The organism is Streptomyces sp. NPDC001914 (assembly GCF_042891215.1).
GTDB lineage: Bacteria > Actinomycetota > Actinomycetes > Streptomycetales > Streptomycetaceae > Streptomyces.
The window spans coordinates 52,890-77,718 of record NZ_JBIASW010000004.1 but is presented as its reverse complement, the minus strand read 5'-3'; the positions used below and the strand labels follow the sequence as shown (position 1 = coordinate 77,718).

Genomic DNA, 24,829 nt, shown 5'->3' with positions numbered 1-24,829 from the left:
CGGCCGCGGACCATCCGGCGGGCCGCGTGTCCGTCCGGCGGGAAATGACTGGCACCGTAGCGGCCGGATCGCTGAAACTGCGCAGGTGAACCACCGTCTGACGTGTCCCTGCTACGGGCGTCCACGTCCAGGCGCCGTGACCACCCGTACCTCCCACCTCGACCATGCGGAAAGCCGGTGATCCCATGCCGTTCCAGGACCCTCGAGAGATCGGCTTCGGTCATGTGATCGAGCGCTATGTGACGAGGAAGGACTCGGATCGCCCCCGGTACATGGACCTGGCGAGCACCCGCGTTCTGCGACCGGGATGGCCTCACGCCGAGCGCCACGCCCGGCGGGTGATCGAGGACGCGGCCGCGATCACCGATGCCGAGCTGAACGCTCTCCTCGGCTACGAGTGGCGCTCACGTCTCACCGCGGCCTGGCTCATCGGTGTCGCCCGCCGGACATCGTTCCGTGAGCGCATCGGCGATCTCCTGCTGGAGAGTGAGGTCTGCTACGCCGGTACCGCCTACTGCTTCGCCCTGGCCCGCTTCGGCACATCGGCGGACGCGGAGATCATCAGCGCCTACCTCGACCGCTATCTCCCGCGCACCGACCTGTACTACAACCAGCCGAGCGCCCTCGGCGCCCTCCTCCGTCTCGATGCTCACCTCGGCACCCACCACGCCACCCGTTTCATCGAGCCCGACGGCCTCTGGGACCAGTGGGTCCAGGTCCGTGTGCGCCCTGACGACCGGTCCCCCTACGCCCCCGCCGAGCAGCGCCGCTGGACCGACCTCAAGTGCGACTTCGCCAACGGCTGGACGCTCGGGTAGCGCGACCGCGGTCCGCCTCGGTCGTGGGCGACCGGCCTCGTACAGCAGCCCGGCGCACACCCCCCGCACGGGACGGGGGGGGCCGTGAAGCGCGCCCCCCCCCCCCCCGGGGGGGGCCCCCCCCCCCCCCCCCCCCCCCCCCCCCCCCACGACCGTCTCGTGACGGCGGCGTCCTTACAGCGACATCTCGTACGCGCCGGACAGCGCCTCGACGCGCTCCCAGATCGCGGCCGAACGCGCCTCGTCCACCACGGGGCGGCGGATCGCGCCGAGCGCCCAGGTCTGCTGCGCCTCGGTGGCGGAGTCCTTGCCGTGGAGTTCGACGCAGTGGCCGGAGAAGTCGCGGACCAGCACGGAGAACAGCTCGTCGAGCACGGACTCGTCCAGGTCCGTCAGACGTGCCTGCTCCAGGATCAGCTGCCCGTGCACCACCAGCGCGAACAACTGCCCGACGGAGAGAAGGAAGTCGAGGTCGCGGCCCTGCTTCTCGTCCGGGGCCATGGTGGTGACGAACTCGCACAGGGCGTCGGCCTGTTCGCGGAAGCGGGCGACGTTCGGGACCTCGGCGTACGCGTCGTAGGCGGCGCGCCAGTCGTGGAAGCGGACGGAACCCAGGCCACGCGCCGGTCCCTGCCGGAAGAGGAAGTCGTCGTCGGCGGCGTCGAGTCGGGTCGGCACGGCGGGCACGTCGATCGGGTCCAGCAGGTGGTTGCGCATGAACTTGAGGATCAGCGCGAGGTTGACGTGGACGGTGCCCTCGAGCTTGGGCAGGCCACGGATCTCGACGGCCGCCTGGGCGAAGTAGTTGTCCTTCTCGAAGCCCTTGGCGGCGATCACGTCCCACATCAGGTCGATGACCTTCTCGCCCTCCGTGGTCACCTTCATCTTCGTCATCGGGTTGAAGAGGAGGTAGCGGCGGTCCTCGGGACCGGCCGAGCGGAAGTAGTCGACGGCGCGGTCGCTGAACAGCTTCATCCCGACGAGACGGACGTACGCCTCGGCCAACTCCCGCCGGACGTGCGGGAACGCGGTGACGGGGCGGCCGTAGAGGATGCGGTTCTGCGCGTGGGTCACGGCCTCGTACATCGCGTGCTCGCAGATGCCGATCGAGGCGGTGCAGAGGTTGAACTTGCCGACGTTGACCGTGTTGAGGGCCGCGTCGAAGGCGGCGCGGCCGGTGTGCAGGACGTCCTCGGCGGCGACCGGGTAGTCCTCCAGGCGGAACTCACTGACGAACTTCGAGGAGTCGACGACGTTCTTCACCAGGTGGTACGCCGGGTGGCGGCTGTCGGCGGCGAAGAAGACGTACCCGTCCGGGCCCTCGACGTCGGTGCGGCGGCCGAACACGGACACCAGGCCGGCGGCGTTGCCGTTGCCGATGTAGTACTTGGAGCCACTGGCCAGGAAACCGCCGTCGGCCTGGGGCTCCAGCAGCATGTCGGTGGAGTAGATGTCGGCGCCGTGCGCCTTCTCGGACAGACCGAAGGCGAACACCTCGCCCTGGGACAGGAGGTCCGCGGCACGCGTGCGAGCCGCGGCGTTGTCGCTCTGCCAGACCGGGCCGAGACCGAGGATCGACACCTGCCAGGCGTACCAGTAGTCGAGACCGTAGAAGCCGAGAATCTCGTTCAGGGCGGCGATCCGGGCGGTGTCCCAGCGCTGGTCCTCGTCCGTGGCGGCGGAGGCCGGGGTGAGGAACGTGGCGAACAGTCGCTCCTTGGCGGCGAAGGCGAGGAAGTCACCGAGCCAGGCGCGGGTGCGGTAGTCCTCGATGATCCGGCGCTTGCCGCGCTCCTCGAACCAGTCGACGGTGGCGCGCAGCAGCCTGCGCGTCTCGGGGTCGAAGTGCGCCGGGTCGTAGGTGCGCGGGTTGAACAGCAACGGCGTGGTGGTCACAGAGGTTCGCCTTCCGAGGGGTGAGGGTTGGGAGGTGAGGATTGCGAGTCGAGCGTCGGGGACCGCGTGACGCAGAGACGGTGGAAGCGGGGGGTGCGTCAGGCCGACGGCCGCGCAGGAGCGCCCTGGGGGTCGGGGCCGGCGACGCCGGTGGTCGTGCCGAGGGTGCGAAGCGTGGCGAGGACGTCGTCGAGCCAGGCGATCGTCATCCGCTCGTACGCGATGCCGCCGCGCAGCACGACGTGCTGGAGCCGCTGACCGGCGTCGAGCGGCGCGGGCGCGTCCGGACCGGTGAAGTCGCGCAGTTCTCCGGTGAGATAGCGCGCGAGCCGGTCACTGTGGATGTGGTGGTGACGCTCGACCTCTTCGATGAGTGACGCCGGGTCGTCGAACGCGGCGCCGCGGATCTTCACGGCGAGATCGTGACGGATGCTCTCGGGCTCGATCGGCTCGTGCAGCCACTGGGAGAGGACGGCGCGCCCGGGGTCGGCGACGGAGTACACCTTCTTGTCCGGCCGGCCCTGCTGCGGCACGTCCTCGACGCCGAGGACGCCCTCGCTCTCCATGCGCTTGAGCACGCGGTAGATCTGCTGGTGCGTGGCGGTCCAGAAGTAGCCGATGGACCGCTCGAACCGCCGGGCCAGCTCATAGCCGGACCCCGGCTTTTCCAGCAGGGAGACGAGGATCGCGTGTTCGAGCGCCATACCGCACAGCTTTCTATGCAACTCGTTGCATAGACAAGCGCCACCGCACCGGTGAGACACGACTCACCCGGGGGGTCGCCCGCCCGGTGGTGCCCGGTGCGGTCAGAACCACGGAGTGAAAGGGCCCGTGGTCTTGATCCAGCGTCCCAGCAGCCTGACGATCTGGAGCACGGTCAGCGGCCACAGAACCGCGAAGCACCACAGAAGGATGGCGTCCGACGTACGGGCGCCGACCACCGCCAGGACCACCGAACCCACCAGCATCAGCGCGACCGCGATGGGCAGCAGGCGTCCACGGGAAGGCCGGTGCGGGGCCGGTTCGGCGTCATCGTCCTGCCGCAGCCCCTCCTCGATCTCCGCCAGCGCGGCACGTTCGCGCGCTGTGAGACGGACACCGTCGGCGCGGTCCTTTTCGTCCACGGCGACGCACCTCCTGAGTGTTCTTCCACGGCGGCCGGTGGATGCGGAACTCCGGCGCCGCGGTGGCGGCTCACGTCACACGCGGACCGTCCTGCGGTTCCTCGTCCGGCTCGTCCGGCAGTCGCACGTCGCCGACGGCGACGTTCACCTCCACGACCTCCAGGCCGGTCATGCGTTCGACGGCGGTGATCACGGCGACGCGCATGTCCGCGATCACGTCCCTGATCGGGTACCCGTACTCGACGACGACGTCGAGATCCACCGCGGTCTGCCGTTCGCCGACCTCGACGCTGACGCCACGGGTCTGACCGGGGCGCCCGGCCGGCACCCGGTCGCGGACGGACCCGAGGGCCCTGGCCATGCCTGTGCCGAGGCCGTGGATGCCGGGCACCTCGCGCGCGGACGCCGCCGCGATCTTGGCCACCACGCCGTCGGCGATGGTGGTCCGTCCCTTGCCGCCCGGATCACCGGTGCCGGAGCGCTGGATCCCCTCGCCCGTCTCGTGCTTGTTGGTCGCGGAGCGGGTGGTCAGGTCCGTCATCAGGACCTCCTCGGTCTTCCGTGCGGACACCTCGCGTGGCTCTCAAGGGGGACGGCCCGTGTCCCTCAGCCATCGTCACACGAATGGCTCAATTCGTGCGATCCGGGGCGAAGGGTGCGAGGGTCGGAGCGGCGGTGTCGTCACAGCGCTCGCGCCGCGTAGGCCCGTACATCCGCGTCCGAGTCCGTCGTCGCCGTGGCCAGGGCCGCGCGGGCGTCCTCGGTGGCGCGGTGGCGGGTCAGCGCCAGGACGGCCGCCTTGCGGACGTCGGCGTTCGGGTCGGCCAGGGCCTTGGCCAGGGCGGGGACGGCGGTGCCGGGGTCCGCGGCCGACAGGGCCTTGGCGGAACCGGCCCGGACCTGCCAGGCCGTGTCGGACAGAGCGGCCACGGCGAGGGCGTCCAGCGGTGGCGGGCAGCCGGTGGTGGCCAGGGCCTCGTAGGCGGCGGCGCGCACCAGGGCGTCCGGGTCGGCGATGAGCCCGGCCAGGACCGAGCGGGCCCGGACCGGACCGGCCCCCGTCGGCGTCGTGTCGTCGAGCCCCCCGGCGATGCCGGTGCCCAGCGCCTTGGCGATCGTGACGCGGACCTCCCGTGACGGGTCCCCGGCCGCACGGGCGACCGCTTCGGTGGCGTCGACGGACACGAGCGCCCGTACGGCCTCGATGCGGACGGCGGTGCTGGCGTCGGACAGGGATTCCGTGAACAGACCGGCGTCACCCAGGCGCAGGGCGCGCAGGACGTCGAGCGCGGCGGCGCGTACGACGGGGTCACCGGCGGACAGGGCGGAGGCGAGTCCTTCGCGCAGGGCTGCTTCGGCCGGTAGCGTCTCGACGAGTTCGCGCAGTGAGCCGGCCGCGGCCTCGCGTACCCCCGCGTCGGCGTCGGTGAGGGCGGCGGCGAGGGCGGGTCCGGTGCCGGCCGGAACGGTCTCCGTGAGGACGGTGACGGCCGTCCTGCGGATGACGGGATCGGAATCGGTCAAGTAGGGCGTGATGGCGGAGAGTTCGGGTTCCTCCTCGGCGAGCGAGAGGAGCCGGAGCAGGCGCGGAGGGGCCGGCGCGCCGGTGGCGGCATCGAGGCGGACGGCCGTGTCGTCCGCCGTGGGACCGGGCACCAGCACCACCGGCGCCGCTCCCCGGGTCCCGGCCGTCGCCACCTGCTCCGGGTGGACCTCACCGAGGTGACGGGAAGGACCTCCGACCGGACGGAATCCGTCGACCGGTACCGCGTACGGTGCCACCGGACGGGCGGTGAACTCCATTGTTCCGGGCGGGGACTTGTGCAGATCCAGGTGGTGGAACCAGGACGTGTCGTCGCGCCGCGGGTGGTCGAGGCGGTCGTGGTAGAGGCCCCAGCGGGACTCCGTACGGGCCAGGGAGGCCCGCGCCGCCATCTCCGCGCAGTCGCGGATGAAGGTGACCTCGGCGCAGCGCATCAGCTCGTGCGGGGTCCGGGCGCCCATCGCGGCGATGTCGGCCCGCATCCGCTCGAAGGCCTCCAGGGCGAGAGACAGTCGGGCGCCGGACTTCGGAGGCGCCACGTAGTCGTTCACGAAGCGGCGCAGTTTGTACTCGACCTGGGGCTGCGGGGGGCCGTCGGGGTTGCGCAGCGGGCGGTAGACCAGTTCGTGGGCCTCGCGCAGCTGCCCGGAGGGCAATTCACCCTCGTACGCCGCGTACTGGGCGGCGTCCGCGCCCGCCAGATCGCCGAACACGAACGCGCCGATCATGTAGTTGTGCGGTACGCAGGCCAGGTCACCGGCGGCGTACAGGCGCGGGACGGTCGTACGGGCGTGGTCGTCCACCCGTACCCCCGACGCCGAATGGCCGCCGCACAGGCCGATTTCGGAGATGTGCATCTCGACGTCGTGCGTACGGTAGTCGTGGCCGCGGCCGGAGTGGAACGTGCCCCGCGTCGGGCGCTCGGTCGAGTGCAGGATGGTCTCCAGGGCCGCCACCGACTCCTCCGGGAGGTGGCTCAGCTTCAGGTACACCGGGCCGCGGTCGGACGCCACCTCGGCGGCGAACTCGGCCATCATCTGCCCGGACCAGTAGTCGGAGTCGACGAACCGCTCGCCGTGCCGGTTGACCTGGTAGCCGCCGAACGGGTTCGCCACGTAGGCGCAGGCCGGACCGTTGTAGTCCTTGATCAGCGGGTTGATCTGGAAGCACTCGATACCGGTGAGTTCGGCTCCCGCGTGGTACGCCATGGCATAGCCGTCGCCCGCGTTGGTCGGGTTCTCGTACGTCCCGTACAGGTACCCGGAGGCGGGCAGACCGAGGCGGCCGCACGCACCGGTCGCCAGGATCACGGCACCCGCGCGCACGGTGACGAACCGCCCCGTACGGGTGTTGAACCCGGCCGCCCCCACGGCCTTCCCGCCCGCCGTCAGCACGCGCACCGGCATCACCCGGTTCTCGATGCGGATCCGCTCCCTCATCTCCCGCCGCCGCAACTGCCGGTACAGGACCTTCTTGACGTCCTTGCCCTCCGGCATCGGCAGCACGTAGGACCCGGACCGGTGCACCTGGCGGACCGCGTACTCGCCGTGTTCGTCCTTCTCGAACTTCACCCCGTACGACTCCAGGCGCTGCACCATCGCGAAGCCGCGGGTGGCGGTCTGGCGGACGGTGGACTGGTCGACGATGCCGTCGTTGGCCCGGGTGATCTCGGCGACGTAGTCGTCGGGCTCCGCGCGCCCCGGGACGACCGCGTTGTTGACGCCGTCCATCCCCATGGCGAGCGCGCCGGAGTGGCGGACGTGCGCCTTCTCCAACAGCAGGACGTCCGCGCCGTGTTCGGCGGCCGTCAGCGCCGCCATCGTGCCGGCCGTGCCACCCCCGATGACGAGGACGTCGCAGCTCAGCTCCTCGGCGTCGCCGAGGGCGGGAATCTCCAGGAGGGTGTTCACGGAGGTGGTCACCGAAGGGCCTTTCAGGTACCGGGCGAGGAGAGGACCGCGCGCCGCAGCGCCACGCGGGCCGGGGTGTCGTGCGCCGCGCGGTCGCGGGGGCGGGGCACGTCGTGCACCGCGGCGAGCCGGCCGGAGCCGAGCAGCGCCACGCGGTCACCGAGGAACAGGGCCTCGTCGACGTCGTGGGTCACGAACACCACGGTCGCGCCCGTCCCCCGCAACACCTCCACCAGCAGGTCCTGCATACCTGCGCGGGTCTGGACGTCGAGCGCGCCGAAGGGTTCGTCCATGAGGACGGCGCGTGGTGCCGGCGCCAGGGCGCGGGCCAGTTGCGCCCGCTGGCGCTGGCCGCCGGACACCCGGTGGGGCAACTGCCCCGACTGCTCGGCGAGTCCGACCCGGGCGAGCCAGGACTCGGCCTGGGCCCTGCGCCGGGCACGCGGCAGACCCTGGATGGCCAGGGGCAGTTCGACGTTCGCGCGCAGGGTCCGCCAGGGCAGCAGGGCGTCCTCCTGGAAGATCAGGGCGCGGTCGGCGGAGGGGCCGCCCAGCCGGTGCGCGTCCTGGGTGACCTCGCCGGTGAGGGGAGACAGCAGCCCGGCCAGTGTGCGCAGCAGTGTCGATTTGCCGCAGCCGGAGGGGCCGACGACGGTGAGGATCTCGCCAGGGGCGACATCGAGGTCCACGCCGTGCAGCACGGGCGCGCCCGGGCGGCCGAGGTCGGCGCCCCGAAGGGCGAGCCCCGCGCCGGTGCGCGCCGCCGGACGGACGTCAGACGAGCTGGTCATGGGGCACGTCCTTCTCGCTCCTGGGCACGGCCTGTACGGGGACGGCGGCGGCGCGCGCCTGGCGCGGCACCCGCGCGCCGGGCACGTACGACGTACGCGGCAGCCAGCGGGTCAGGCGGCGGCCCAGGACCTCCACGGCCGTCGAGGTGATCCAGCCGAGGACGCCGATCGTGACCATGCCGACGAACACGCCCGGATAGTTGACGATCGTGTAGTCCTGCCAGGTGCGGTAGCCGACGCCGTACTGGCCGGAGATCATCTCGGCGGAGATGACACAGATCCACGAGACGCCGAGGCCGACCGACAGGCCGCCGAAGACCCCGGGCAGCGCGCCCGGCAGGACGACCGAGCCGAGGACGCGCAGGCGGCCCGCGCCCATCGTGCGTACCGCCTCCTCCCACACCGGGGTCAGCGCGCGCACGGCGTGCCGGGTGGAGACGAGCACCGGGAAGAACGCGGCGGTGAAGGTGATGAAGACGATGCCCTGTTCGTTGGAGGGCAGCAGGAGGATCGCCACGGGGACCAGGGCGATGGCCGGGATGGGCCGGACGACTTCCAGCAGGGGGCCGAGCAGGTCCTCGGCAAGGCGGGAGCGGGCCACGAGCACGCCCGTGGCGCCCCCCAGGACGGCGGCGAGCAGGAAGCCGGTGAGGATGCGGGTGAGGCTGTCGGTGAGGTCCGTCCAGTAGTCGGGGCCGGACAGGCGGTCGGCGAAGGCGCGTGCCACGTCGGCGACCGTGGGGAACTGCGAGAAGCGCAGCCACAGGTCGACGTCGAGGCCGGTCAGCAGCTGCCAGACGCCGAGGGCGCCCGCCAGGGACCCGAGCCGCAGCGCGAACCGGCCCGCCCGGCGCGGATATCGGGGCGCGAAACGGGCGGCGGCTCGTCGTGGGGCGCGGCTCACGACGCCCGCCGCAGCGCGTCGGCGTACGTGATGACGCGGGCGCCGGTGTGTCCGGTGACGTACGCCTTCGCGGTCGCCGGTGCGACGAAGGGGAGGAGCCGGCCGCCGTCGTTCACCCAGACCGCCTTGTCGGCGAACCACAGGGTGCTGGTGGTGGTGTCGGGTACGTAGGCGGCGCGGATCGCGGCCTTGTGGTCGGCGACATAACTCAGCAGCTGTGCGGGGGACTTGAAGGTGCGGGTCCGTCGGGCACCCTTGCGCCACACCTCACCGGCGGCCGCCGCGGGCCTGGTGGCCAGGTGCTCGGCGTACGTGGCTCCGAGGGCCTTCCTGACGTACTGGTCGTCGACGAAGGCGTCGACGTCCACGTCTCCGGTGAGCTTCGCCGTCTTGAGGACCGCCACGTCCTGCTTCAGAGCGGAGACGAGCTGCGGCTTGATCGCCGGGTCGAAGGTGGAGATGCCGTGGGCGCCGTTGTAGAGGTAGACGACCTCGGCGGGCAGTCCGGTGGCCTCGGCGACCTTCTCGGCGGCGGAGACCGGGTGCGCGCCGAGATAGTCCGTGGCCTTGGCCTGAGCCCTCAGGAAGGCCTCCAGAACGGCGGGTCGCTCCTTGGCGAAGTCCTCGCGGGCGGTGACGCCGTGGAAGGTGGGCAGGTTGAGTTCGGCGCCGTCGTACAGGGCCTTCGCCTTGCCCTGGTAGGTGAGCAGGCCCGGCCAGGCGACGAACTGGGAGAGGGCGTCGGCGCTGCCCGCGGAAAGGGCCGAAGCCCCCACGGCGGGCTGCTGGTTGAGCTTCTGGATGCCCTTGTCTGGGTCGATGCCGGCACGTTGAAGGGCCCGTATGAGGGTGCCGTCGGCGGCCGAGCCGATGCTCGTCGAGACCTTCTTGCCCTTGAGGCCCGCGAGCGAGCCGATGGTGGAGTCGGGGGCGGTGACGATGGTGTTGAGGCCGCCGCGGAGGTTGTAGCCGGTGACCGACACCAGGCGTGTGGGGCGGTTGAGTTGCCGGCCCCGGGCCGCGTTGATGAGGAGGGGGAAGTCGCCCATCGAGCCGATGTCGATCTTCCCCGCGGTCATCTGGGCGGTGATGGGGGCGCCCGTTGCGTAGTCCTGCCAGTCGACCTTGTAGGTGTGGCCGTCGGGCAGGGCGTCGAGTTCGTCCTCGAAGGCGCCGAGCGAGCGCAGGAGGGTGCCCGCCGTGACGGTGTTGATGGTCTTGGACTGGTAGCCGACCGTGACGGTGACGGTGGAGCCGTCGCCTCCCGCCGAGGCGCTGGAGCCGCACCCCGTCAGCGGGAGGAGCAGGAGAAGCGTGGCGCCGACTGCTGTGCGTTTCATGGGAGTCAGAGACCTTTCAGGACCTGTCATCGGAGCAGGTAGGGCATGTTGACCGTGACGGCTCCGGTGGGACAGCGGGCCGCGCAGGGGCCGCAGTACCAGCACTCGTCGACGTGCATGTAGGCCTTGCCGTTGCTCTCGTCGATGGCGAGGGAGTCGAGCGGGCACATGTCCACACAGAGCGTGCAGCCGTCTATGCACTTCGACTGGTCGATGGTCACGGGCACGTCGGCCCGCTGGGGCGCCAAGGGCATGGCTGTCTCCGGGAAGGTCGTGCGGAGGAAGGTGAGGTGTCAGTGCGAGCGGTGCAGGAGACCGCTCATGGTGATGCGGTCGCCGCGGAACCGGATGAACTCCAGGTCGACCGGGCGGCCGTCCGCGAGGTGCGTGAGCCGTTCCAGCATGAGGACGGCCGTGCCGCGCGGCGCTTCGAGCACGGCGGCGGAGTGGGCGTCTGCTGTGACCGCCTCCAGGGTGATCTCGGCGTGGCCCAGGGGCCGGCCGGTGATGGTCTCCAGGAGGCGGAAGACGTCGGTGTTCTCCAGGTCGGCGCCGAGCAGGGCGGTGCCGATGTCGATGGGGATGTAGGTGAGGTCGAGGGAGAGCGGGAGGCCGGCGAGGCGGCGCAGGCGTTCGATGTAGAGGACGTCGGTGCCGGGCGGGATCCGGAGGCGTTCGGCGACCGGGCCCGGTGCCGGGGCGGGACCCGCCGTACGGACCTCGTTGGTGACCCTGCCGTGCTCATGGAGGGTTTCGGCGAGGCCCATCAGGCGGTCGAGACCGTGCGGGTACTTCCGGGCGACGACCACGGTGCCGACGCCCGGCTGGCGGTCGACGAGTCCTTCGGCGCGCAGCAGGTCGAGGGCCTGGCGGACGGTGTTGCGGGAGGCGCGGTAGTCGCCGGCGAGGATCGACTCGTGAGGCAACGTGTCCGTGGGGAAGCCGCCGGTGAGCAGCTGGTGGCGGAGCAGGTCGGCGAGCTGCCGGGCCCGGTCGGCGCGCAGCCGGCGCCGCGCACGGTGGGCGGCGACGGTGGTCGCGCCCTGGCCGGCGTGGTCGCGGACGCGGTCGGTGGGAGGCACGGATCGAACCCTACCGATCCGATGGGGAAAGCCGTGTTGCCGGAATGTTGCGCCACTTGAGGGGACATCGGATGCTCGGCTGACCTGGGATTTTCGGCTTGCGGGAGCCAGATGTGCCAGCGCCCTGGAGCTGTGGGCAACCCCTCGCGCGTCGAGTACGCCGACTCCGCCCGGTCGTTCAGATGTGCCAGGTCACGGTGTTGTCCGCGGCGGTGACCAGGGCCAGCACGACCAGGTCGGCGGCGCCGAGCAGTATCCCGAGGTAGGCGCGGTGACGGTGGGTGGTTCCGCGGTGCAGGGCGAGCAGCCCGAGGACGATGGCGGTCGGCCCCAGGAACAGGTTGAAGACCAGGAGGCCGACCAGACCGAGGATGAAGGATGCCGCGGCCAGGGTGTACGGGTCGCGGCGCGAGGTCGTGCTCGCCGTGTCGGTCATGAGCCGGCTCACCGGGCCTCCTCGCGGCGGTAGGAAGCGCGCTCGCGTGCCGCGTCGCCGTCAGGACGGTGTTTTCGCAGACCGTAGACGAGCAGCCAGCACCCGATGACCGCGGACGCGGCGAGGGTGACGGGCAGCGGCAGGTGCGCTGCGGCACCCACCACCACTCCGAGGAGCAGGAAAGCGGCGACGAGGAAGAGCATGTGTCTCCTTCCGGTTCGGGGGGTGCGCGGTTCGCGACCGAACGATCAACGCGGCCCGGGTGCCCGGGGCGCCATCCGGGAAACTCGGGCCACTCCGCCGGCGGCCATGTCGGCCTGAACTGTGCGGCCCGCCTGGCGGCCACCGTCAGGGGAGGGGGGATCCGGCCGCGGATCGGAGGAGAATCGACCAGTGCGCCTTGTTTGTCTCGGCTGGAGAGGGTTACGCGACGAACGAGGCCCGCCGTGGCCGTGAGCGCCGCGTCGGTCCTGCCGACCGCGCGCGGCGAGCGGCAGCTCAGTCTCAGGGACAGTGATGACGACGACGAAGACGGACCAGGGCGCCGGCGGGACCGGGGCGAAAACGGGCGGCCCCGCGGACAAGGCAGTGGTGCGAGCCCTGCTGCGCCGGCAGCGGCGTACGTATGCCGCGCAGGCCGGCATCCGGCTGCGGGACACGCCGGCTCCGCTGTATCGGACGCTCGTGCTCGCCGTCCTGCTCAGCGCGCGCATCAGGGCCGACACGGCGGTCGCGGCGGCCAGAGCGCTGTTCGACGCCGGGATGCGCGACGCGCGGTCCATGGCGCGTGCGTCCTGGCAGCAGCGCGTCGACGCCCTGGGGGAGGGCGGCTATCGACGCTATGACGAGCGGACCGCGACGATCCTCGGTGACGGAGCGGAGCTGGTGCTGGAACGCTACGGCGGTGATCTGCGCAGGTTGCGCGAGGAGCCCGACCCGCGGAAGGCGCTCCTCGAACTGCCCGGGATCGGGCCGACGGGGGCCGACATCTTCCTGCGCGCGGTGCAGGGCGTGTGGACCGAGTTCGCGCCCTACTTCGACGGCAAGGCCCTCGACGGGGCACGGCGGCTGGGCCTGCCGGACGCGCCGCGCGAGCTGAGCCGCCTCGTCGGAACGGAGGAGGAGACCCTGCTCGCGGACGGCCTGATCCACGCGGCCCTCGACCAACGGCTCGCCGCCGACGTGCTCACGGAGGCCCAGGCGTCCTGACGCGGTCCGAGCGTCCAGGACCGCGAGGGTGACGGGGGCGCGTGGCGTCAGGGGTTCGTCCAGGCTGCCGCGGGCTCGGTCAGGGCGCAGACCTCGGCGGGGAGCTGGGATGAGGCGACGTCGGCGAGCGAGACGCCTTCCAGGATTTCGCGCACGTTGGACCGCAGCGCGATCCACAGGGGGAGCAGTGACTGGGCGGGACCGGTGTAGGAGAGGTCCGGGGGGCGGACCCCGCGCACCGAGACGAGGGGCCCGTCCACGGCGCGTATGACGTCGGCGATGGTGATGGTCCCGGCGGGCCTGGCCAGGCGGTAGCCGCCGTTGCCGCCGCGCTGGCTGAGTACGAGACCACCCCGGCGCATGTCGTTCAGGATGCCTTCGAGGAACTTGTGCGGAATGTCCTGAGCCTCGGCGATCGCCTCGGCCTTCAACGGCCCCTCGTCCCGCGACGCGGCGAGTTGCAGCGCGGCCCGTACCGCGTAGTCCGCCCTGGCTGAAATCCGCATGTGCGCATTATCCCGTACGGCTCGGTCCGGTTTCACGCTCTCTCGTTCAGACGGGCAGGACGAACGGAGGGTGCGCGCCGTTGAGGAAGTAGTCCCCGACGTCCCGGAGACGGTGACCGACCGGCTCGTACAACGTGTGGGTGCGCGCGTTGCGCCAGAAGCGGTCGAATCCCAGCCGGGTGGACGCCGAGCGGGCGCCGATGACGTCGAGGGCGCGCGTGGTGGACTCCTGCGCGGCCCTGGACGCGGCGGCTTCGGCCATGGCCACCAGGACGGAGATCTCCGCGTACTCGTCGTAGTTCAGGTCGTCGCCGCGTGCCAGTCCGACGGCCACGGCCTGCACCGCCTGCTCGGCGAGTGCGGCGGCGGAGCGGGTGAGGACGGTGAGTTCCCCGTGCAGGGTCAGCGTCCGAGGGTCCGGCGCGGAGCCGGCCGGCCAGGAGGGATGCCGCAGCCGGTGCCCCGCCCTGCTGTACTCGCGTACTTCGGTGAGCACTCCTTCGGCGATGCCGAGGAGAAGCTGGACGGAGAGAAGGTGTCCGACCGGTGAGGTGAAGGCGGTCAGGGGCGAGAGGACGTCCTCGTCCGCGGACAGGGATCCGAGCACGTTGGCGGCGGCGACCGGCACGGCGTGGAAGTCCACACTGCCGCCGGCGGCGAGCCGCTGCCCGAAGGCGTCCGAGTCGCCCTCGATCCGCACCCCGGGATGCGCGGGATCGACGACGACGGCGAAGGGCTCGCCGGTGTCGGTCCGCTCAGCTCGTACGGCCAGGCGGTCGGCGACCAGGACCCCCGTGGCGTAGCTCTGGCGGCCGTCCAGGACGAAGCCCCCGCCCTTCCTGGCCAGCCGCAGAGAGGGCTCCTGGCGGGCGAAGCCGCCACCCCAGAGATGGGGCTTCTTCGTGGAGCGCTGCACGGCCTCGGTGGCGCGGGCGGAGTCGGCGAAGGACAGAGCGCTCCACGACAAGAAGTAGTGACAGCCCAGCAGTTGACCGATCGCGCCGTCGGCGGCGGAGATCTCCCGCACGACGGCGTAGGCCGTCGTCCAGTCCGCGCCGCCTCCCCCTGCGTCGGCCGGTACCAGCAGCGTCAGCAGTCCCGCCTCACGCAGCCGGGACACCTCGTCCAAGGGGGTCTTGCCCGCCTGCTCCCTGGCCACCGCGTCCGTGGCCAGGTCATCGGCCGTCTCCCGGGCCGCGCGCAGCCAGTGCGCGTGGCCGGGTGCGGTGCGGCCGGATGCGGAGTCGGCTCCGGACAGTACGGTGGCTACGGCCATGGTGATGGTTTCCTCACATTCGGCGGCCAGGCGCCGTGTCGGGAGTCTTCTGCCGGTCGGGCACGTACGCGTGGCCCCTGCGCCGGACGGTTGCGATGCGGTGCCCGCCGGGTCCTGCCCGGCCTGTGGCCTTGGCGGCTTCGCCGGATCGCCGAGGGCGAGAGCAGGCTTGGCGGCACGGGCAACAGGCGGGACGGGCGTCCTAGACGCCGCAACTGACGCGGCAACAGACGGCGCTGGCGACGAGACCGAAGTCGACGTGCCGACGGCGAACCAGTCGCTGCTGCGTGGGGGGCATGTACATCATCCTGCGCATCCGTTGGACCTGCGGTCAATGGTTTCCTAGTAAATCGATAGGAAATAAGCGGGAGCGGTCCCACGGACGGTGGAACGGCCCGACGGGTACCGGCCAGGGCCGGTCGTCCGGCATGCGGGCCGTAGTTGACGGGACGCCAGATGTACTGCTCAATGAGTCGCATGAACGCGGAGCATCGCCTGGTCACCCGCGGCCACATCGACTTCTGTCGGGTGTGGTCCGCCGCCTGTTGCGCCTGACGCGGCAGCGGGCCGTCCGTACGGCCCGCCCCTTCCTCGGTGACCCGTACCCGGCGGAGTCCTCCCCCCGCGGCATCGCCGTGAGCGTGTGCTGAACACCCGCTGAATCCCTCTTCGTCCTCTTCCCTTGTCCTCGTGTACGGCCGGTCTCGCGCGACCTGTCACGCGCTCCCGTCGCCCGTCGCGACCCGGGCCCGCATCCGGGCACATCCACAGGACCGCAGAAAGGCCATTTCCCATGCCCGTGGAGTTCCTTGGCATCGCCGCCACCCATGACGGCTCCGAGACCACCCCGCGCTCCGGCGCCGCCTTCGACAAGGAGTACACGCTCCGGCTCGCGCGGGCGCACGAGGACAACGGCTGGGACCGGGTGCTGTTCGCCTACGGTTCCGGATCGCCTGATCCCGCCCCGGCCGCCGCCTACATCGCGAGCAGGCTGGACCGCCTCCAGATCCTGCTCGCCCACCGGCCCAACGTCTCGTACCCGACCTTCGCCGCGAAGACCTTCGCCACCCTCGACCAGATCAGCGAGGGCCGGCTCACCGTGCACTTCATCACCGGCGGCAACGACCGTGAACAGGGCCGCGAGGGTGACACCCTGACGAAGGACGAACGCTACGCCCGCACGCGGGAGTACATCGGGATCGTCAAGAAGATCTGGACCACCCACGAGCCCTTCGACCACGAAGGCGAGCACTACCGTTTCCACGATTTCGTGAGCGACGTCTTTCCGGTCCAGCAACCGCGCCCCGCCGTGTCGTTCGGCGGCTCCTCGCCCGCCGCCTACGCCGCCGGAGGCGCCGAGGCCGACGTCTACTGCCTGTGGGGCGAGCCGTTGGAGAAGACCGCCGAGCAGATCGAGGCGGTGAAAGCAGCCGCGAAGGCGGCGGGCCGTACCGAAACACCGCGCATCCAGGTCGCGTTCCGCCCGATCATCGCCCCGACCGAGGACCTGGCCTGGGAGAAGGCCCACCGGACCGTCGGCGCGATCAAGGCCCGCAGGGAGAAGGGCGAGCCGCTCACCAGGCGGCACAGCGGTGGTGACCGGCCCCAGAACACCGGCTCGCGGCGGCTGATCGCCATCGCCGAGGCGGGGGAACGGTACGACCGCGCCCTGTGGACCCCCACCGCCGCCGCGACCGGAGGCGCGGGCAACTCCAACGCCCTGGTCGGAACCCCGGAAACGGTCGCCAGGGCGCTGCTGGACTACTACGACCTGGGCGTCGACATTCTCTCCGCCCGCGGCTACGACCTGCTGGACGACGCGATCGACTTCGGCCGGTACGTGATCCCGATCGTCCGCGAAGAGGTCGCCAAGCGCGACGCGGAGCGGGTGACGCCCGGCACCCCGAACGCCGTGGCGGGCCAGGGCTGACGCCGGTCGCACGGCGGCCCTCGACTCGCGCGAGTCGAGGGCCGCCCCTTTTCACTGCCCGGTTCGGGAAGCGGCCTCAGCCGACCGTCTGTCGCGCCGTCAGGGAGGCAGGGCGCCAGCCCAGTTCGGGGGCGATCAGGTGCCGTGTGTCGTGCAGGATCTGCTCGTACTCCTCCCGGTGGAACTCGTACGGCAGCTCCAGGCGCAGCTCCGAGACCTGTGCGAGGACGGGGTCGGCGGTCAGTTGTTCCAGGATCTGCTCGGCGGTGCCCACCACGTCGGGGGCGAACAGGGTCCGCTTCGGCCCCTGGGGTGCCAGGGTGCGGGCGTGACGGCTCGCCGCGTAGGCGCGGTAGCGGGCCCGGCCGGCCGCGTCCGCGCTGTCCAAGGGCACGATCACGCGGCCCAGTGCCACCCGTGCCGGGCGCTCCGCACCGCGTGGGGACGGCGTGCGGCGGTACGCGGCCAGCAGATTGAGCTGGGCCGTCGTGAAGTCGTCGGTTCCCTCACCCGAGACGATGTTGCCGGACAGCAGGCCGAGGCCGTTCTCGGCGGCCCAGCGCACCGAGCGCAGGCTCCCGCCGCCGTACCAGATGCGCTGTGCCAGACCGGGGTTGTGCGGCTGCAGCCTGGGGCGCTGGGTGTTCCCCGGCGAGTGGATGACGGTGTCCGGGCCGCCGAGGTGGTCGCCCCGCAGGTTGTCGACGACGCGGGCGATCCTGCCGTACGACAGGTCGTAGTCGCGCCAGTCGCCGTCGTGGACGAGGTCGCCGAGCAGCTCGGCGTGCGGCATCCCGGTGCTGAAGCCGATCTGGAGCCGGTCCCGGGACAGGACGTCGGCCAACGCCAGGTCCTCGGCGAGACGGAAGGGACTCTCGTATCCGATCGGTATGACGGCGGTGCCGAGTTCGATCCGCTCGGTGCGCTGACCCGCCGCGGCGAGGAAGACGGCCGCCGAGGCGACGCCGTGCTCGAGATGCCGCTGCCTGATCCAGGCACCGTCGAAGTCCAGCCGTTCACCGTACTCGAACAGTTGGAGCGTCTCCTCCAGGCCGGTGTACGGGTCGTCGTCCGCGAAGTTGCCCGGGGTGAGAAAGGCGAGGGATGTGATGGTGGGAGTGGTCATCTGACGCCGGTCCTCAGCTCGTTGTGGTCGTGGCGGCCGGAGAGGGGACCCGGCCGCCCGGGATCGCCGCGAGCAGCTCGCGGGTGTACGCGTGGCGGGGCCGGGTGAACAGGTCCTCCGGCGGACCCGACTCCACGACCCGGCCGGCCCGCATGACCGCGACCTGGTGCGCGATCTGGCGTACGACGGCGAGGTCGTGGGAGATGAAGAGGTACGCGACCCCCGTGTCCGCCTGCAACTCGGCCAGCAGCTCCAGCACTTGGGCCTGAACCGAGACGTCGAGCGCGGACACGGGCTCGTCGCACACCACCAGATCGGGGGAGAGCGCGAGCGCGCGGGCGATCGCCACGCGCTGACGCTGACCGCCGGACAGCTCCGCCGGCCGGCGCTCCAACGTGGCCGGGGGAAGTGCCACCCGGTCGAGCAGTTCACGGGCCCGCGCGAGGCGTGAGGCACGGTCGCCGACCTTGAAGGCACGCAGCGGTTCGGTGATCACCTCACCGACGGAGAAGCGGGGATCGAGGGAGGCGTACGGGTTCTGGTACACGAACTGGGCGCGGCGGCGCAGCTCTCTGGCACGGGCCCCTCTCACGGCGGTGACGTCCTCGCCGTCGAACAGCACCTGCCCCGAGGTCGCGTCGGCGAGCCGGAGCACCAGCCGGGCCGTGGTGGACTTGCCCGAGCCCGACTCACCCACCAGGGCCAGGGTCTGTCCGCGGCGCAGAGTGAAGCTGACGCCGTCCACCGCGCGCAGGGCGCGAGGTCCGTCGGCGGTGCGGGGCAGCCGGAACTCCTTGACCAGGTCGCGTGCCTCCAGCAGGGGCGCCGGCTCCGCCGCGGACACGGGCACGGACGGGCGACGGCGTCCGGCGGTCATGCTCGGGGCGCTCGCCAGCAGGTGCCGCGTGTACGTGTCCTGAGGGTCGGCGAGAACGTCATGGGTCGGGCCCGCCTCCACCACCCGGCCCCGTGACATGACCACCAGCCGCTGCGCCCGGTCGGCGGCTACCCCGAGGTCGTGGGTCACCAGCAGGACAGCCGTGCCCGACTCCTCGGCGAGATGCTGGAGATGGTCGAGGATGACCCGCTGCACGGTGACGTCGAGGGCGCTGGTCGGCTCGTCGGCGATGATCAACTCGGGTCGCGCGGCGATCGCGATGGCGATCAGCGCGCGTTGCCGCATGCCGCCGGAGAGTTCGTGCGGATACTGCCGGGCCCGTACGGCGGCGTCGGGCAGCCCGGCCCGGTCCAGGACGGCGATGGCCTCGGCGGCGGCCGGGCGGCGCGTCGCCAGACCATGGACGCGCAGCACCTCGGCGACCTGTTCGCCGATCCGCTTGACCGGGTTGAGCGACACGGTCGGGTCCTGAGGGACGAGCCCGATCCGCGCCCCGCGCACGGTGCGCAGTTCCGCCTCCGACAGCGTGGTCAGATCGCGCCGGCCGAAGCGGACGGAACCGGCGTCGATGCGCCCGTTGCCGGACAGGAGGCGCGTGATCGCGTGCGCGGTCGTGCTCTTGCCGGAGCCGGACTCACCGACCACGGCCGTCACCTGGCCCGGCCACACGTCGAGGTCCACGCCCCGGACGGCTGCCACGGTACCGCCGCGGGTGCTGTACGAGACGGACAGACCACGGATCTCCAGCAGCGGCGTGCGCGCCGGCCGGGGCGTGCTTCCCGGCAGCGGTGCGCCCTGCTGCAGTGGTGTGCTCTCCGGCGGCTGGGTGCTCTCCGGCAGTGGTGTGGTCACATCCTCACCGCTTTCGTGTTCGTAGGTCATCGCTGCCGGGACCATTCGCCGTCCAGCGCCCTGGCGACGCGGTTGGTGGCCAGCACGGTCGCGGCGATCGCCAGACCGGGCAGCGCGGTCAACCACCAGGCAGTGGCGAGGTAGTTGCGGCCCTCGGAGATCAACGTGCCCCACTCCGGGGCCGGCGGGGGAGCGCCGTAGCCGAGGAAGCTCAGTGCCGAGACGGCCAGGATGGAGGCGCCGAAGTCGAGCGTGGCCAGGACGATCACCGGGCCGGCCGCATTGGGCAGCACATGCCGGCCCAGCACCGAGTACCACCGGGCCCCGCAGGAGCGCGACGCCTCGACGAACACCGCCTGCCGCACCCGCAGCACCTCGGCGCGCGCCACCCGGGCGAAGGAGGCGACACTGGCGATGCCGACCGCGACGGCCACCTTCACCGTCCCGTACCCCAGCGCGGTCACCAGCGCCAGCGACAGGAACAGCGCGGGGATGGACAGCAGGACGTCGACGAAGCGCATCAGCGCGTCGTCCACCCAGCGGCCCACGAACCCGGCGACCAGACCGAGCAGACCACCCACCACGAACGCCACCAGCACCGCGATCAGCGTGGCCTTCAGCGACAACTGGGCTCCGTGGACGACTCGGGCGAACACATCGCGCCCCAGCTCGTCCGTACCGAACCAGTGCGCACCGCTCGGACCGCGGAAGTTCTCCGTGGGCACCCCCTTCAGCGGATCCCGAGAGCTGAACAGCCCGGGCCGGAACGCCGCCAGCACCACCAGGACGAGGACGACGACCGACAGCAGAAGACCGGGACGGCGTACGAGGAACCGCAGCACTCGCCCCGCGTCGGCGCGACGCCCCGGCACGGGATCGGGTGCCGCGCCGCGAGGCCGGGCCGGGCCGAGCGCGGCCTCGGTGGGATCATCGACAAGGCTCTGACTCATGCCGCACGCGCCCTTCTGTCCGACGCCACCACGATCCGCGGGTCCAGCAGCGGATACACCAGGTCGACCACCAGATTCGTCATCACGAAGATCAGCGCGCCGAACGCCACCACCCCCTGGACCACCGGGATGTCCTGGGCCGTGACCGCCGCCGCGGTCACACGGCCCAGGCCGTCACGGGAGAACACCGTCTCCACGACGACCGAACCGGCGATCAGCTGACCCACCAGCAGACCGACGACCGTCAGCGCCGGCAGGGACGCGTTGCGCAGCGCGTGCCGCAGATGCACCCGCCAGCGGCCCGCGCCCTTCGCACGGGCGGTCTCCACGTACGCCTGGTCGAGCGCGGTGAGCAGGCTCTTGGCCAGCACCTGCGCGATCTGGGCGCCGGTCGGGACCGCGAGCGTCAGCGCCGGCAGCACCAGGCCTCTCAGTCCGTCGTTGCCGAACGCGGGAAACCAGTGCAACCGGAAGGAGAACGCCTCGACGAGCAGCAGCCCCACCCAGAACGTCGGGACGGACACACCCAGCGGCGGCAGCGACAGCAGCAGCTGGCGCAGCCACCGCCGCGTGGTGTACGTCGCCACCACGGCGAGGCCGCCGCCGAGGAGCACCGCCAACAGCAATGCCGAGCTGGTCAGTTGGAGCGTCTGTGGCAGCGCGTCGGCCAGCGTCGAGGTGACCGGCCGGCCGGTGGCGACGGAGTCGCCGAAGTCCCCGCGCACCGCCCGGCCGAGGTAGTCGGCGTACTGCACGAGCACGGGCTTGTCGAAGCCGTACTCGTGCCGCAGGGCGGCGATCTGCCGGGGATCGACCTGTCCCGACTCCGTTCCGGCACCGGCCATCGCCGTGACGGGGTCGCCCGGCAGGAAGTCCAGCACCAGGAACGACACGGTGTACGCCGCCCACAGCACCCCGGCCGCCTGCGTGAGTCGCTTGATCACATAGCCGCGCACGGGTCAGCCGACCCAGGTGTCGTGCAACTGGATCCGGCTGGAGGCGTCGAAGGCGAGGCCGTGCACCTTCGTGGACACGCCGAGCTGGGTCTGCAGCTCCACCACCGGCACGTTGTTGGCGTCACGCACGATGGACCGCTGTGCCCGGGCCACCAGCCGTCCGCGCTCGGCCGGGTCGGTGGTCGCGGCCTGTGCGGCCAGGGTGGTGTCGAGACCGCTCGCCGGCAGGCGGTAGAAGTTGGCCAGCTTCGTGGAGAAGGAGTTGCGCAGGATGTCGGGGTCGGCGCGGGTGATGTTCCCCCAGATCGCGTCGTACGCGCCCGACTGCTGTATCGGTGTGAGCTGGGGGAGTTGGAGCTGCTTGAGCGTCACCCGGATACCGACGGACTTCAGTTGCTGCTGCACCAGCTCCAAAGCGGGCTGGTTCGTTGCCGCGTTGGGAACCCAGTCGACGGTCAGGCTCAGCTTCTTGCCGTCCTTGACCCGGATGCCGTCGCCGCCCGCCTTCCAGCCGGCCTCCTCCAGCAGGGACTTCGCCTTGGCCGTGTCGAGGGACAGATCCTGGGCGAGACTGGTGTAGTCGGGTGTCGTGTGCGCGAGGACGCTGGTCGCGGGCCGGGTGCCGGTCGGGAAGACGGTGTCGGCGATCTGCTTCCGGTCGATGGCGGACAGGACGGCCCGGCGGACCCGGGCGTCCTTGAGGGCCGGCCGCGCGTTGTTGAGGCCCAGCCCGAAGGTGATGCCGGGGTTGGCCCGCCTCAGGAAGGTGACCTGTCCGCCCTTGAGGGCCGCCTCGTCGGCCCGGCCCACGCTGCCGATCGCGTCCACCTGGCCGGACCGGAGACTGCCGGCTCGTACGCCGGCCTCGGGCACGACCTTGAACACCAGCTTGTCCAGGTACGCCTCGCCCTTCTTGCTCCACCGGGAGGAACCCCAGGCGTAGCCGGGGCGTTTGGCCAGGGTGACCGACTGGTTCTGCACGTAGCCCTTCAGTACGAAGGGCCCGGACCCGACCACCCCGTCGCTGCACTTCTGCTGAGGCGACCGCTTCACGCTCGCGGACGACTCGATGCCGAGCGAGTGCGTCGAAGTCGCTTGCAGGAACTGGGTGTTGGGCTGCTGGAAGGTGACCTTGACGGTGAGCGGGTCCACCACAGTGGTGCTCTTGGCGCCGCTCAGGTAGCCCTGGGCCAGAGTGCCCAGGACACCGAGCTTCGGTACCGCGTCGAAGTTGTCCTTGACCACCTGTGCGGTGAGCGGGGACCCGTCGCTGAAGGTGACGCCCGAGCGCAGGTGGAAGGTGAAGGCGGTCGCGTCGGCGCTGATGTCCCAGCTCTTCGCGAGCCACGGCACGATCTTGCCGGTCTTGGGGTCCTGGTCCGTCAGGGAGTCCACGATCTGGCGCACCGAGTAGATCGTGTCGTTGCTGCCGACCTGCTGGGGGTCCACGCAGCCGGCGTCGGAACCCACCGCGAAGGTCAGGGTCCCGCCGGAGCGCGGCTTGCCGCTCCCGGTGTCGGAGCCGTCGGTGCTCGACCCGCAGGCGGTCAGCAGCACGCTGGTGGTGAGAAGGGCGGTGAGCGTCGCCCATCGGGGAGTTCGGAAAACCGGACGTGCTCTCACGGAGAATTCTCCTCTTGGTGTCGCCGGGCACGGGCCGTCGCACGAGGCACGACCGCGCGTGGCTGCGCGGGCCCGTCGCCGTGACGCCGGTGGCGGTCAGGGGCCAACGGTCAGGGCCGGGCGGAAGGCAGAACGCGGAAGGCGGGACGCGGAAGACGGAAAGGGGACGGAAAGGGGAAGGCGGAATGGGGGATGCGGAGGGCGGATCGGAGAGATCGGCAGGGAGGGGGATGCGGGCGGCGGCGCGGGCGCATGACGCGACGGCTGGTCATGTAGGGCGACAGCCTGTGGGCCTCACGGATGTCGGCGCGGGGGTCTCACGGATGGCGACCGCCCACGGGTCCGTCGGCGCACGGCTGCGCGAAGGGCCGTCAGGCCTGACAGAGACAGCTCGTCGAGCGCTTCAGATCGATGTGGCGTCGGCGTGCCAGTCGGGAGAACACCACCGCGACGGCGAAGGAGGCGCCAAGGCCACCGTCGTCTCGCATACCGGTCCTCCACATGTCCGGCCCCGGTCACGGGGCCACGCGCTTGCGGGGATCGTCACTGGTCCCCGCCGGGCTTTCACCTGGAGCACCCCACCGCGCGGGAGGGTTGCCGGTCAGCGAGCCAGGGCTTGACGCTGACACTCAATGCCGTTCGTGATCGTACGGAGCGGTTCTCGCGTACGTCAATGCCGGCACCGGAGCCCGGCGGAGCGAGCCGCCGGAGTCCCGTGCAGCGAGCGGCCGCACTCCTGCGGAAGGAGCCGGGCCGCCCGCGCCGACGGGACGCCTGGTGGAAGCACGCCCCGCCGACGGACGTACCGTTCAGGCACCACCGCGTTCGCGCGGGATCTTCTGACCCGCCTCGATCGGCACCGGCAGCCGGTTCTCCGCCGGTGGCAGCGGGCAGGTGGCCAGGTCCGTGTAGGCGCACGGCAGGTTCGTGGCGCGGTTGAAGTCCAGGACGACCGAGCCGTCGGCGGCGGGCGCCCCGACGGACAGGGTGCGGTTGGCGGCGTAGGTGGTGACGCCGGAGGTCGCGTCGGTGAAGAGGACCGTCAGCCCGCCCGGGACGTGTCCGGGGAACGCGGTCAGCGACAGCGGGCGCCCGTCCAGTTCGAACTCGATCCGGCCGGGAGCGTCGTACACGTGCTCCAGGCCCTCGACCGCGGCGCCCACGGTGGTGGGCCGCGGCTGGTCGAAGGGGACGTACCGGCCCGTCACGGCCCAGCGGGGGTGCGGGGCGTAGGCCGGGGTTCCGGTGAAAGCGGTGAGCAGCGGGGCGTCCGGGTGCCGGGGGCGCACGATGTCGTGACCGCCCCGCTTGGCGACCTCGATGACGGCGTCCTTCCAGATCGCCTCGACACCGCCGCGTTCGGGCAGCACGCCGAAGCGGTGCTCGCCGCGCACCGTGGTCCCGTCGACGACCAGTTCCTCACTGTCGTCGAGGGTGACGACGACCCCGTCGGGGCCGGTGTGCCATGCCCCGGGCGCGTCGGGGAAGCGCTGCGGCCGGTCGTCGAGCCAGTGCAGGCCGGTGATCGCCAGAAAGCCGTGCGGGGCGGCGAGCCGGGCTTCCTGCCCGCGGTACCAGTCCAGCCAGTTCTCGGTGAAGGTGCGCAGGTCCGTGGTGGTCGCCTCGCTGGTCATGAGTTCTCCTTCGGTAGGGACCGCA

23 protein-coding genes and 1 riboswitch are annotated in these 24,829 nt (G+C 71.5%); of the genes, 3 read left to right on the top strand and 20 right to left on the bottom strand.

The window, feature by feature from the left end; translation table 11 throughout:
- Positions 1-185 precede the first annotated feature (185 nt).
- A complete protein-coding gene (locus ACFYYF_RS12945; protein WP_388774594.1) occupies positions 186-818 on the top strand; it encodes a DUF6000 family protein in 633 nt (210 codons plus the stop codon).
- A gap of 174 nt (positions 819-992) precedes the next feature.
- On the opposite strand, the gene ACFYYF_RS12940 is transcribed toward ACFYYF_RS12945, so the two are convergent.
- From ACFYYF_RS12940 to ACFYYF_RS12885, 12 genes are all read right to left on the bottom strand, one after another.
- Positions 993-2,714: an acyl-CoA dehydrogenase family protein gene (locus tag ACFYYF_RS12940; RefSeq protein ID WP_388774590.1), complete on the bottom strand. Its 1,722-nt coding sequence runs from the start codon at positions 2,712-2,714 to the stop codon at positions 993-995.
- Between the two features lie 98 nt (positions 2,715-2,812).
- Positions 2,813-3,418: a PadR family transcriptional regulator gene (locus tag ACFYYF_RS12935; protein WP_388774587.1), complete on the bottom strand. Its 606-nt coding sequence runs from the start codon at positions 3,416-3,418 to the stop codon at positions 2,813-2,815.
- A gap of 102 nt (positions 3,419-3,520) precedes the next feature.
- Complete coding sequence (locus tag ACFYYF_RS12930) at positions 3,521-3,838, bottom strand: DUF3040 domain-containing protein (protein WP_388774585.1); 318 nt, start codon at positions 3,836-3,838, stop codon at positions 3,521-3,523.
- Between the two features lie 70 nt (positions 3,839-3,908).
- On the bottom strand, positions 3,909-4,379 hold the full coding sequence (locus ACFYYF_RS12925; RefSeq protein WP_388774582.1) for an Asp23/Gls24 family envelope stress response protein: 471 nt from the start codon (positions 4,377-4,379) through the stop codon (positions 3,909-3,911).
- Positions 4,380-4,519: 140 nt separating this feature from the next.
- Entirely contained in the window at positions 4,520-7,303 is a 2,784-nt protein-coding gene (locus ACFYYF_RS12920) for a fumarate reductase/succinate dehydrogenase flavoprotein subunit (protein WP_388774580.1), read from the bottom strand.
- Positions 7,304-7,314: 11 nt separating this feature from the next.
- Positions 7,315-8,082, bottom strand: a complete 768-nt coding sequence (locus tag ACFYYF_RS12915; protein ID WP_388774578.1) for an ABC transporter ATP-binding protein — start codon at positions 8,080-8,082, stop codon at positions 7,315-7,317.
- Positions 8,066-8,986 carry an ABC transporter permease gene (locus ACFYYF_RS12910; protein ID WP_388774577.1) on the bottom strand — a complete coding sequence of 307 codons (921 nt, stop codon included), beginning with the start codon at positions 8,984-8,986 and terminating at the stop codon, positions 8,066-8,068. Before ACFYYF_RS12910 ends, ACFYYF_RS12915 begins: the two co-directional genes overlap by 17 nt.
- Positions 8,983-10,326, bottom strand: coding sequence for an ABC transporter substrate-binding protein (locus tag ACFYYF_RS12905; RefSeq protein WP_388774575.1), 1,344 nt, complete (start codon positions 10,324-10,326; stop codon positions 8,983-8,985). The genes ACFYYF_RS12910 and ACFYYF_RS12905 overlap by 4 nt, the downstream gene beginning before the upstream one ends.
- 26 nt (positions 10,327-10,352) lie before the next feature.
- Positions 10,353-10,580 carry a ferredoxin family protein gene (locus tag ACFYYF_RS12900; RefSeq protein ID WP_351693958.1) on the bottom strand — a complete coding sequence of 76 codons (228 nt, stop codon included), beginning with the start codon at positions 10,578-10,580 and terminating at the stop codon, positions 10,353-10,355.
- Between the two features lie 39 nt (positions 10,581-10,619).
- Positions 10,620-11,408, bottom strand: coding sequence for a GntR family transcriptional regulator (locus ACFYYF_RS12895; protein WP_388774571.1), 789 nt, complete (start codon positions 11,406-11,408; stop codon positions 10,620-10,622).
- 178 nt (positions 11,409-11,586) lie between these two features.
- The gene (locus tag ACFYYF_RS12890) at positions 11,587-11,856 is read right to left on the bottom strand and encodes a DUF4190 domain-containing protein (RefSeq protein WP_388774569.1); all 270 of its coding nucleotides are present in this window, start codon (positions 11,854-11,856) and stop codon (positions 11,587-11,589) included.
- The gene (locus tag ACFYYF_RS12885; protein WP_388774566.1) at positions 11,853-12,047 is read right to left on the bottom strand and encodes a hypothetical protein; all 195 of its coding nucleotides are present in this window, start codon (positions 12,045-12,047) and stop codon (positions 11,853-11,855) included. Before ACFYYF_RS12885 ends, ACFYYF_RS12890 begins: the two co-directional genes overlap by 4 nt.
- A gap of 313 nt (positions 12,048-12,360) precedes the next feature.
- Here ACFYYF_RS12885 and ACFYYF_RS12880 point away from each other — a divergent pair, with 313 nt between their 5' ends.
- Positions 12,361-13,053 (top strand): endonuclease, encoded by a 693-nt coding sequence (locus ACFYYF_RS12880; protein ID WP_388774563.1) that lies wholly within the window; start codon positions 12,361-12,363, stop codon positions 13,051-13,053.
- A 47-nt stretch (positions 13,054-13,100) separates the two neighbouring features.
- Here ACFYYF_RS12880 and ACFYYF_RS12875 read toward each other — a convergent pair whose 3' ends face one another.
- Together ACFYYF_RS12875 and ACFYYF_RS12870 are read right to left on the bottom strand one after the other, a co-directional pair.
- Complete coding sequence (locus tag ACFYYF_RS12875; RefSeq protein WP_388774560.1) at positions 13,101-13,559, bottom strand: RrF2 family transcriptional regulator; 459 nt, start codon at positions 13,557-13,559, stop codon at positions 13,101-13,103.
- A 46-nt stretch (positions 13,560-13,605) separates the two neighbouring features.
- A complete protein-coding gene (locus tag ACFYYF_RS12870) occupies positions 13,606-14,835 on the bottom strand; it encodes an acyl-CoA dehydrogenase family protein (protein WP_388774558.1) in 1,230 nt (409 codons plus the stop codon).
- A gap of 793 nt (positions 14,836-15,628) precedes the next feature.
- On the opposite strand from ACFYYF_RS12870, the gene ACFYYF_RS12865 reads away from it, so the two are divergent.
- A complete protein-coding gene (locus ACFYYF_RS12865; RefSeq protein WP_388774555.1) occupies positions 15,629-16,765 on the top strand; it encodes an LLM class flavin-dependent oxidoreductase in 1,137 nt (378 codons plus the stop codon).
- Between the two features lie 76 nt (positions 16,766-16,841).
- Here ACFYYF_RS12865 and ACFYYF_RS12860 read toward each other — a convergent pair whose 3' ends face one another.
- The 6 genes from ACFYYF_RS12860 to ACFYYF_RS12835 all read right to left on the bottom strand — a co-directional run bounded on the left by ACFYYF_RS12860 (position 16,842) and on the right by ACFYYF_RS12835 (position 24,804).
- Positions 16,842-17,891, bottom strand: coding sequence for an LLM class flavin-dependent oxidoreductase (locus tag ACFYYF_RS12860; RefSeq protein WP_388774552.1), 1,050 nt, complete (start codon positions 17,889-17,891; stop codon positions 16,842-16,844).
- 13 nt (positions 17,892-17,904) lie between these two features.
- A complete protein-coding gene (locus tag ACFYYF_RS12855) occupies positions 17,905-19,686 on the bottom strand; it encodes a dipeptide ABC transporter ATP-binding protein (protein ID WP_388774549.1) in 1,782 nt (593 codons plus the stop codon).
- Positions 19,668-20,591: an ABC transporter permease gene (locus tag ACFYYF_RS12850; protein ID WP_388774547.1), complete on the bottom strand. Its 924-nt coding sequence runs from the start codon at positions 20,589-20,591 to the stop codon at positions 19,668-19,670. Before ACFYYF_RS12850 ends, ACFYYF_RS12855 begins: the two co-directional genes overlap by 19 nt.
- A complete protein-coding gene (locus ACFYYF_RS12845; RefSeq protein ID WP_388774544.1) occupies positions 20,588-21,547 on the bottom strand; it encodes an ABC transporter permease in 960 nt (319 codons plus the stop codon). Before ACFYYF_RS12845 ends, ACFYYF_RS12850 begins: the two co-directional genes overlap by 4 nt.
- Positions 21,548-21,550: 3 nt before the next feature.
- Positions 21,551-23,170, bottom strand: a complete 1,620-nt coding sequence (locus ACFYYF_RS12840; RefSeq protein ID WP_388774541.1) for an ABC transporter substrate-binding protein — start codon at positions 23,168-23,170, stop codon at positions 21,551-21,553.
- A gap of 522 nt (positions 23,171-23,692) precedes the next feature.
- Positions 23,693-23,807, bottom strand: a riboswitch (SAM riboswitch).
- 172 nt (positions 23,808-23,979) lie between these two features.
- A complete protein-coding gene (locus ACFYYF_RS12835; protein WP_388774538.1) occupies positions 23,980-24,804 on the bottom strand; it encodes a DUF1684 domain-containing protein in 825 nt (274 codons plus the stop codon).
- Positions 24,805-24,829 lie beyond the last annotated feature (25 nt).

Coding starts and splice junctions, on each gene's coding strand:
- ACFYYF_RS12945 (WP_388774594.1), top strand. CDS start 186: ATGCCGTTCCAGGACCCTCGAGAGATCGGCTTCGGTCATGTGATCGAG.
- ACFYYF_RS12935 (WP_388774587.1), bottom strand. CDS start 3,418: ATGGCGCTCGAACACGCGATCCTCGTCTCCCTGCTGGAAAAGCCGGGG.
- ACFYYF_RS12925 (WP_388774582.1), bottom strand. CDS start 4,379: ATGACGGACCTGACCACCCGCTCCGCGACCAACAAGCACGAGACGGGC.
- ACFYYF_RS12915 (WP_388774578.1), bottom strand. CDS start 8,082: ATGACCAGCTCGTCTGACGTCCGTCCGGCGGCGCGCACCGGCGCGGGG.
- ACFYYF_RS12905 (WP_388774575.1), bottom strand. CDS start 10,326: ATGAAACGCACAGCAGTCGGCGCCACGCTTCTCCTGCTCCTCCCGCTG.
- ACFYYF_RS12900 (WP_351693958.1), bottom strand. CDS start 10,580: ATGCCCTTGGCGCCCCAGCGGGCCGACGTGCCCGTGACCATCGACCAG.
- ACFYYF_RS12885 (WP_388774566.1), bottom strand. CDS start 12,047: ATGCTCTTCCTCGTCGCCGCTTTCCTGCTCCTCGGAGTGGTGGTGGGT.
- ACFYYF_RS12880 (WP_388774563.1), top strand. CDS start 12,361: ATGACGACGACGAAGACGGACCAGGGCGCCGGCGGGACCGGGGCGAAA.
- ACFYYF_RS12875 (WP_388774560.1), bottom strand. CDS start 13,559: ATGCGGATTTCAGCCAGGGCGGACTACGCGGTACGGGCCGCGCTGCAA.
- ACFYYF_RS12870 (WP_388774558.1), bottom strand. CDS start 14,835: ATGGCCGTAGCCACCGTACTGTCCGGAGCCGACTCCGCATCCGGCCGC.
- ACFYYF_RS12865 (WP_388774555.1), top strand. CDS start 15,629: ATGCCCGTGGAGTTCCTTGGCATCGCCGCCACCCATGACGGCTCCGAG.
- ACFYYF_RS12860 (WP_388774552.1), bottom strand. CDS start 17,891: ATGACCACTCCCACCATCACATCCCTCGCCTTTCTCACCCCGGGCAAC.
- ACFYYF_RS12855 (WP_388774549.1), bottom strand. CDS start 19,686: ATGGTCCCGGCAGCGATGACCTACGAACACGAAAGCGGTGAGGATGTG.
- ACFYYF_RS12850 (WP_388774547.1), bottom strand. CDS start 20,591: ATGAGTCAGAGCCTTGTCGATGATCCCACCGAGGCCGCGCTCGGCCCG.
- ACFYYF_RS12835 (WP_388774538.1), bottom strand. CDS start 24,804: ATGACCAGCGAGGCGACCACCACGGACCTGCGCACCTTCACCGAGAAC.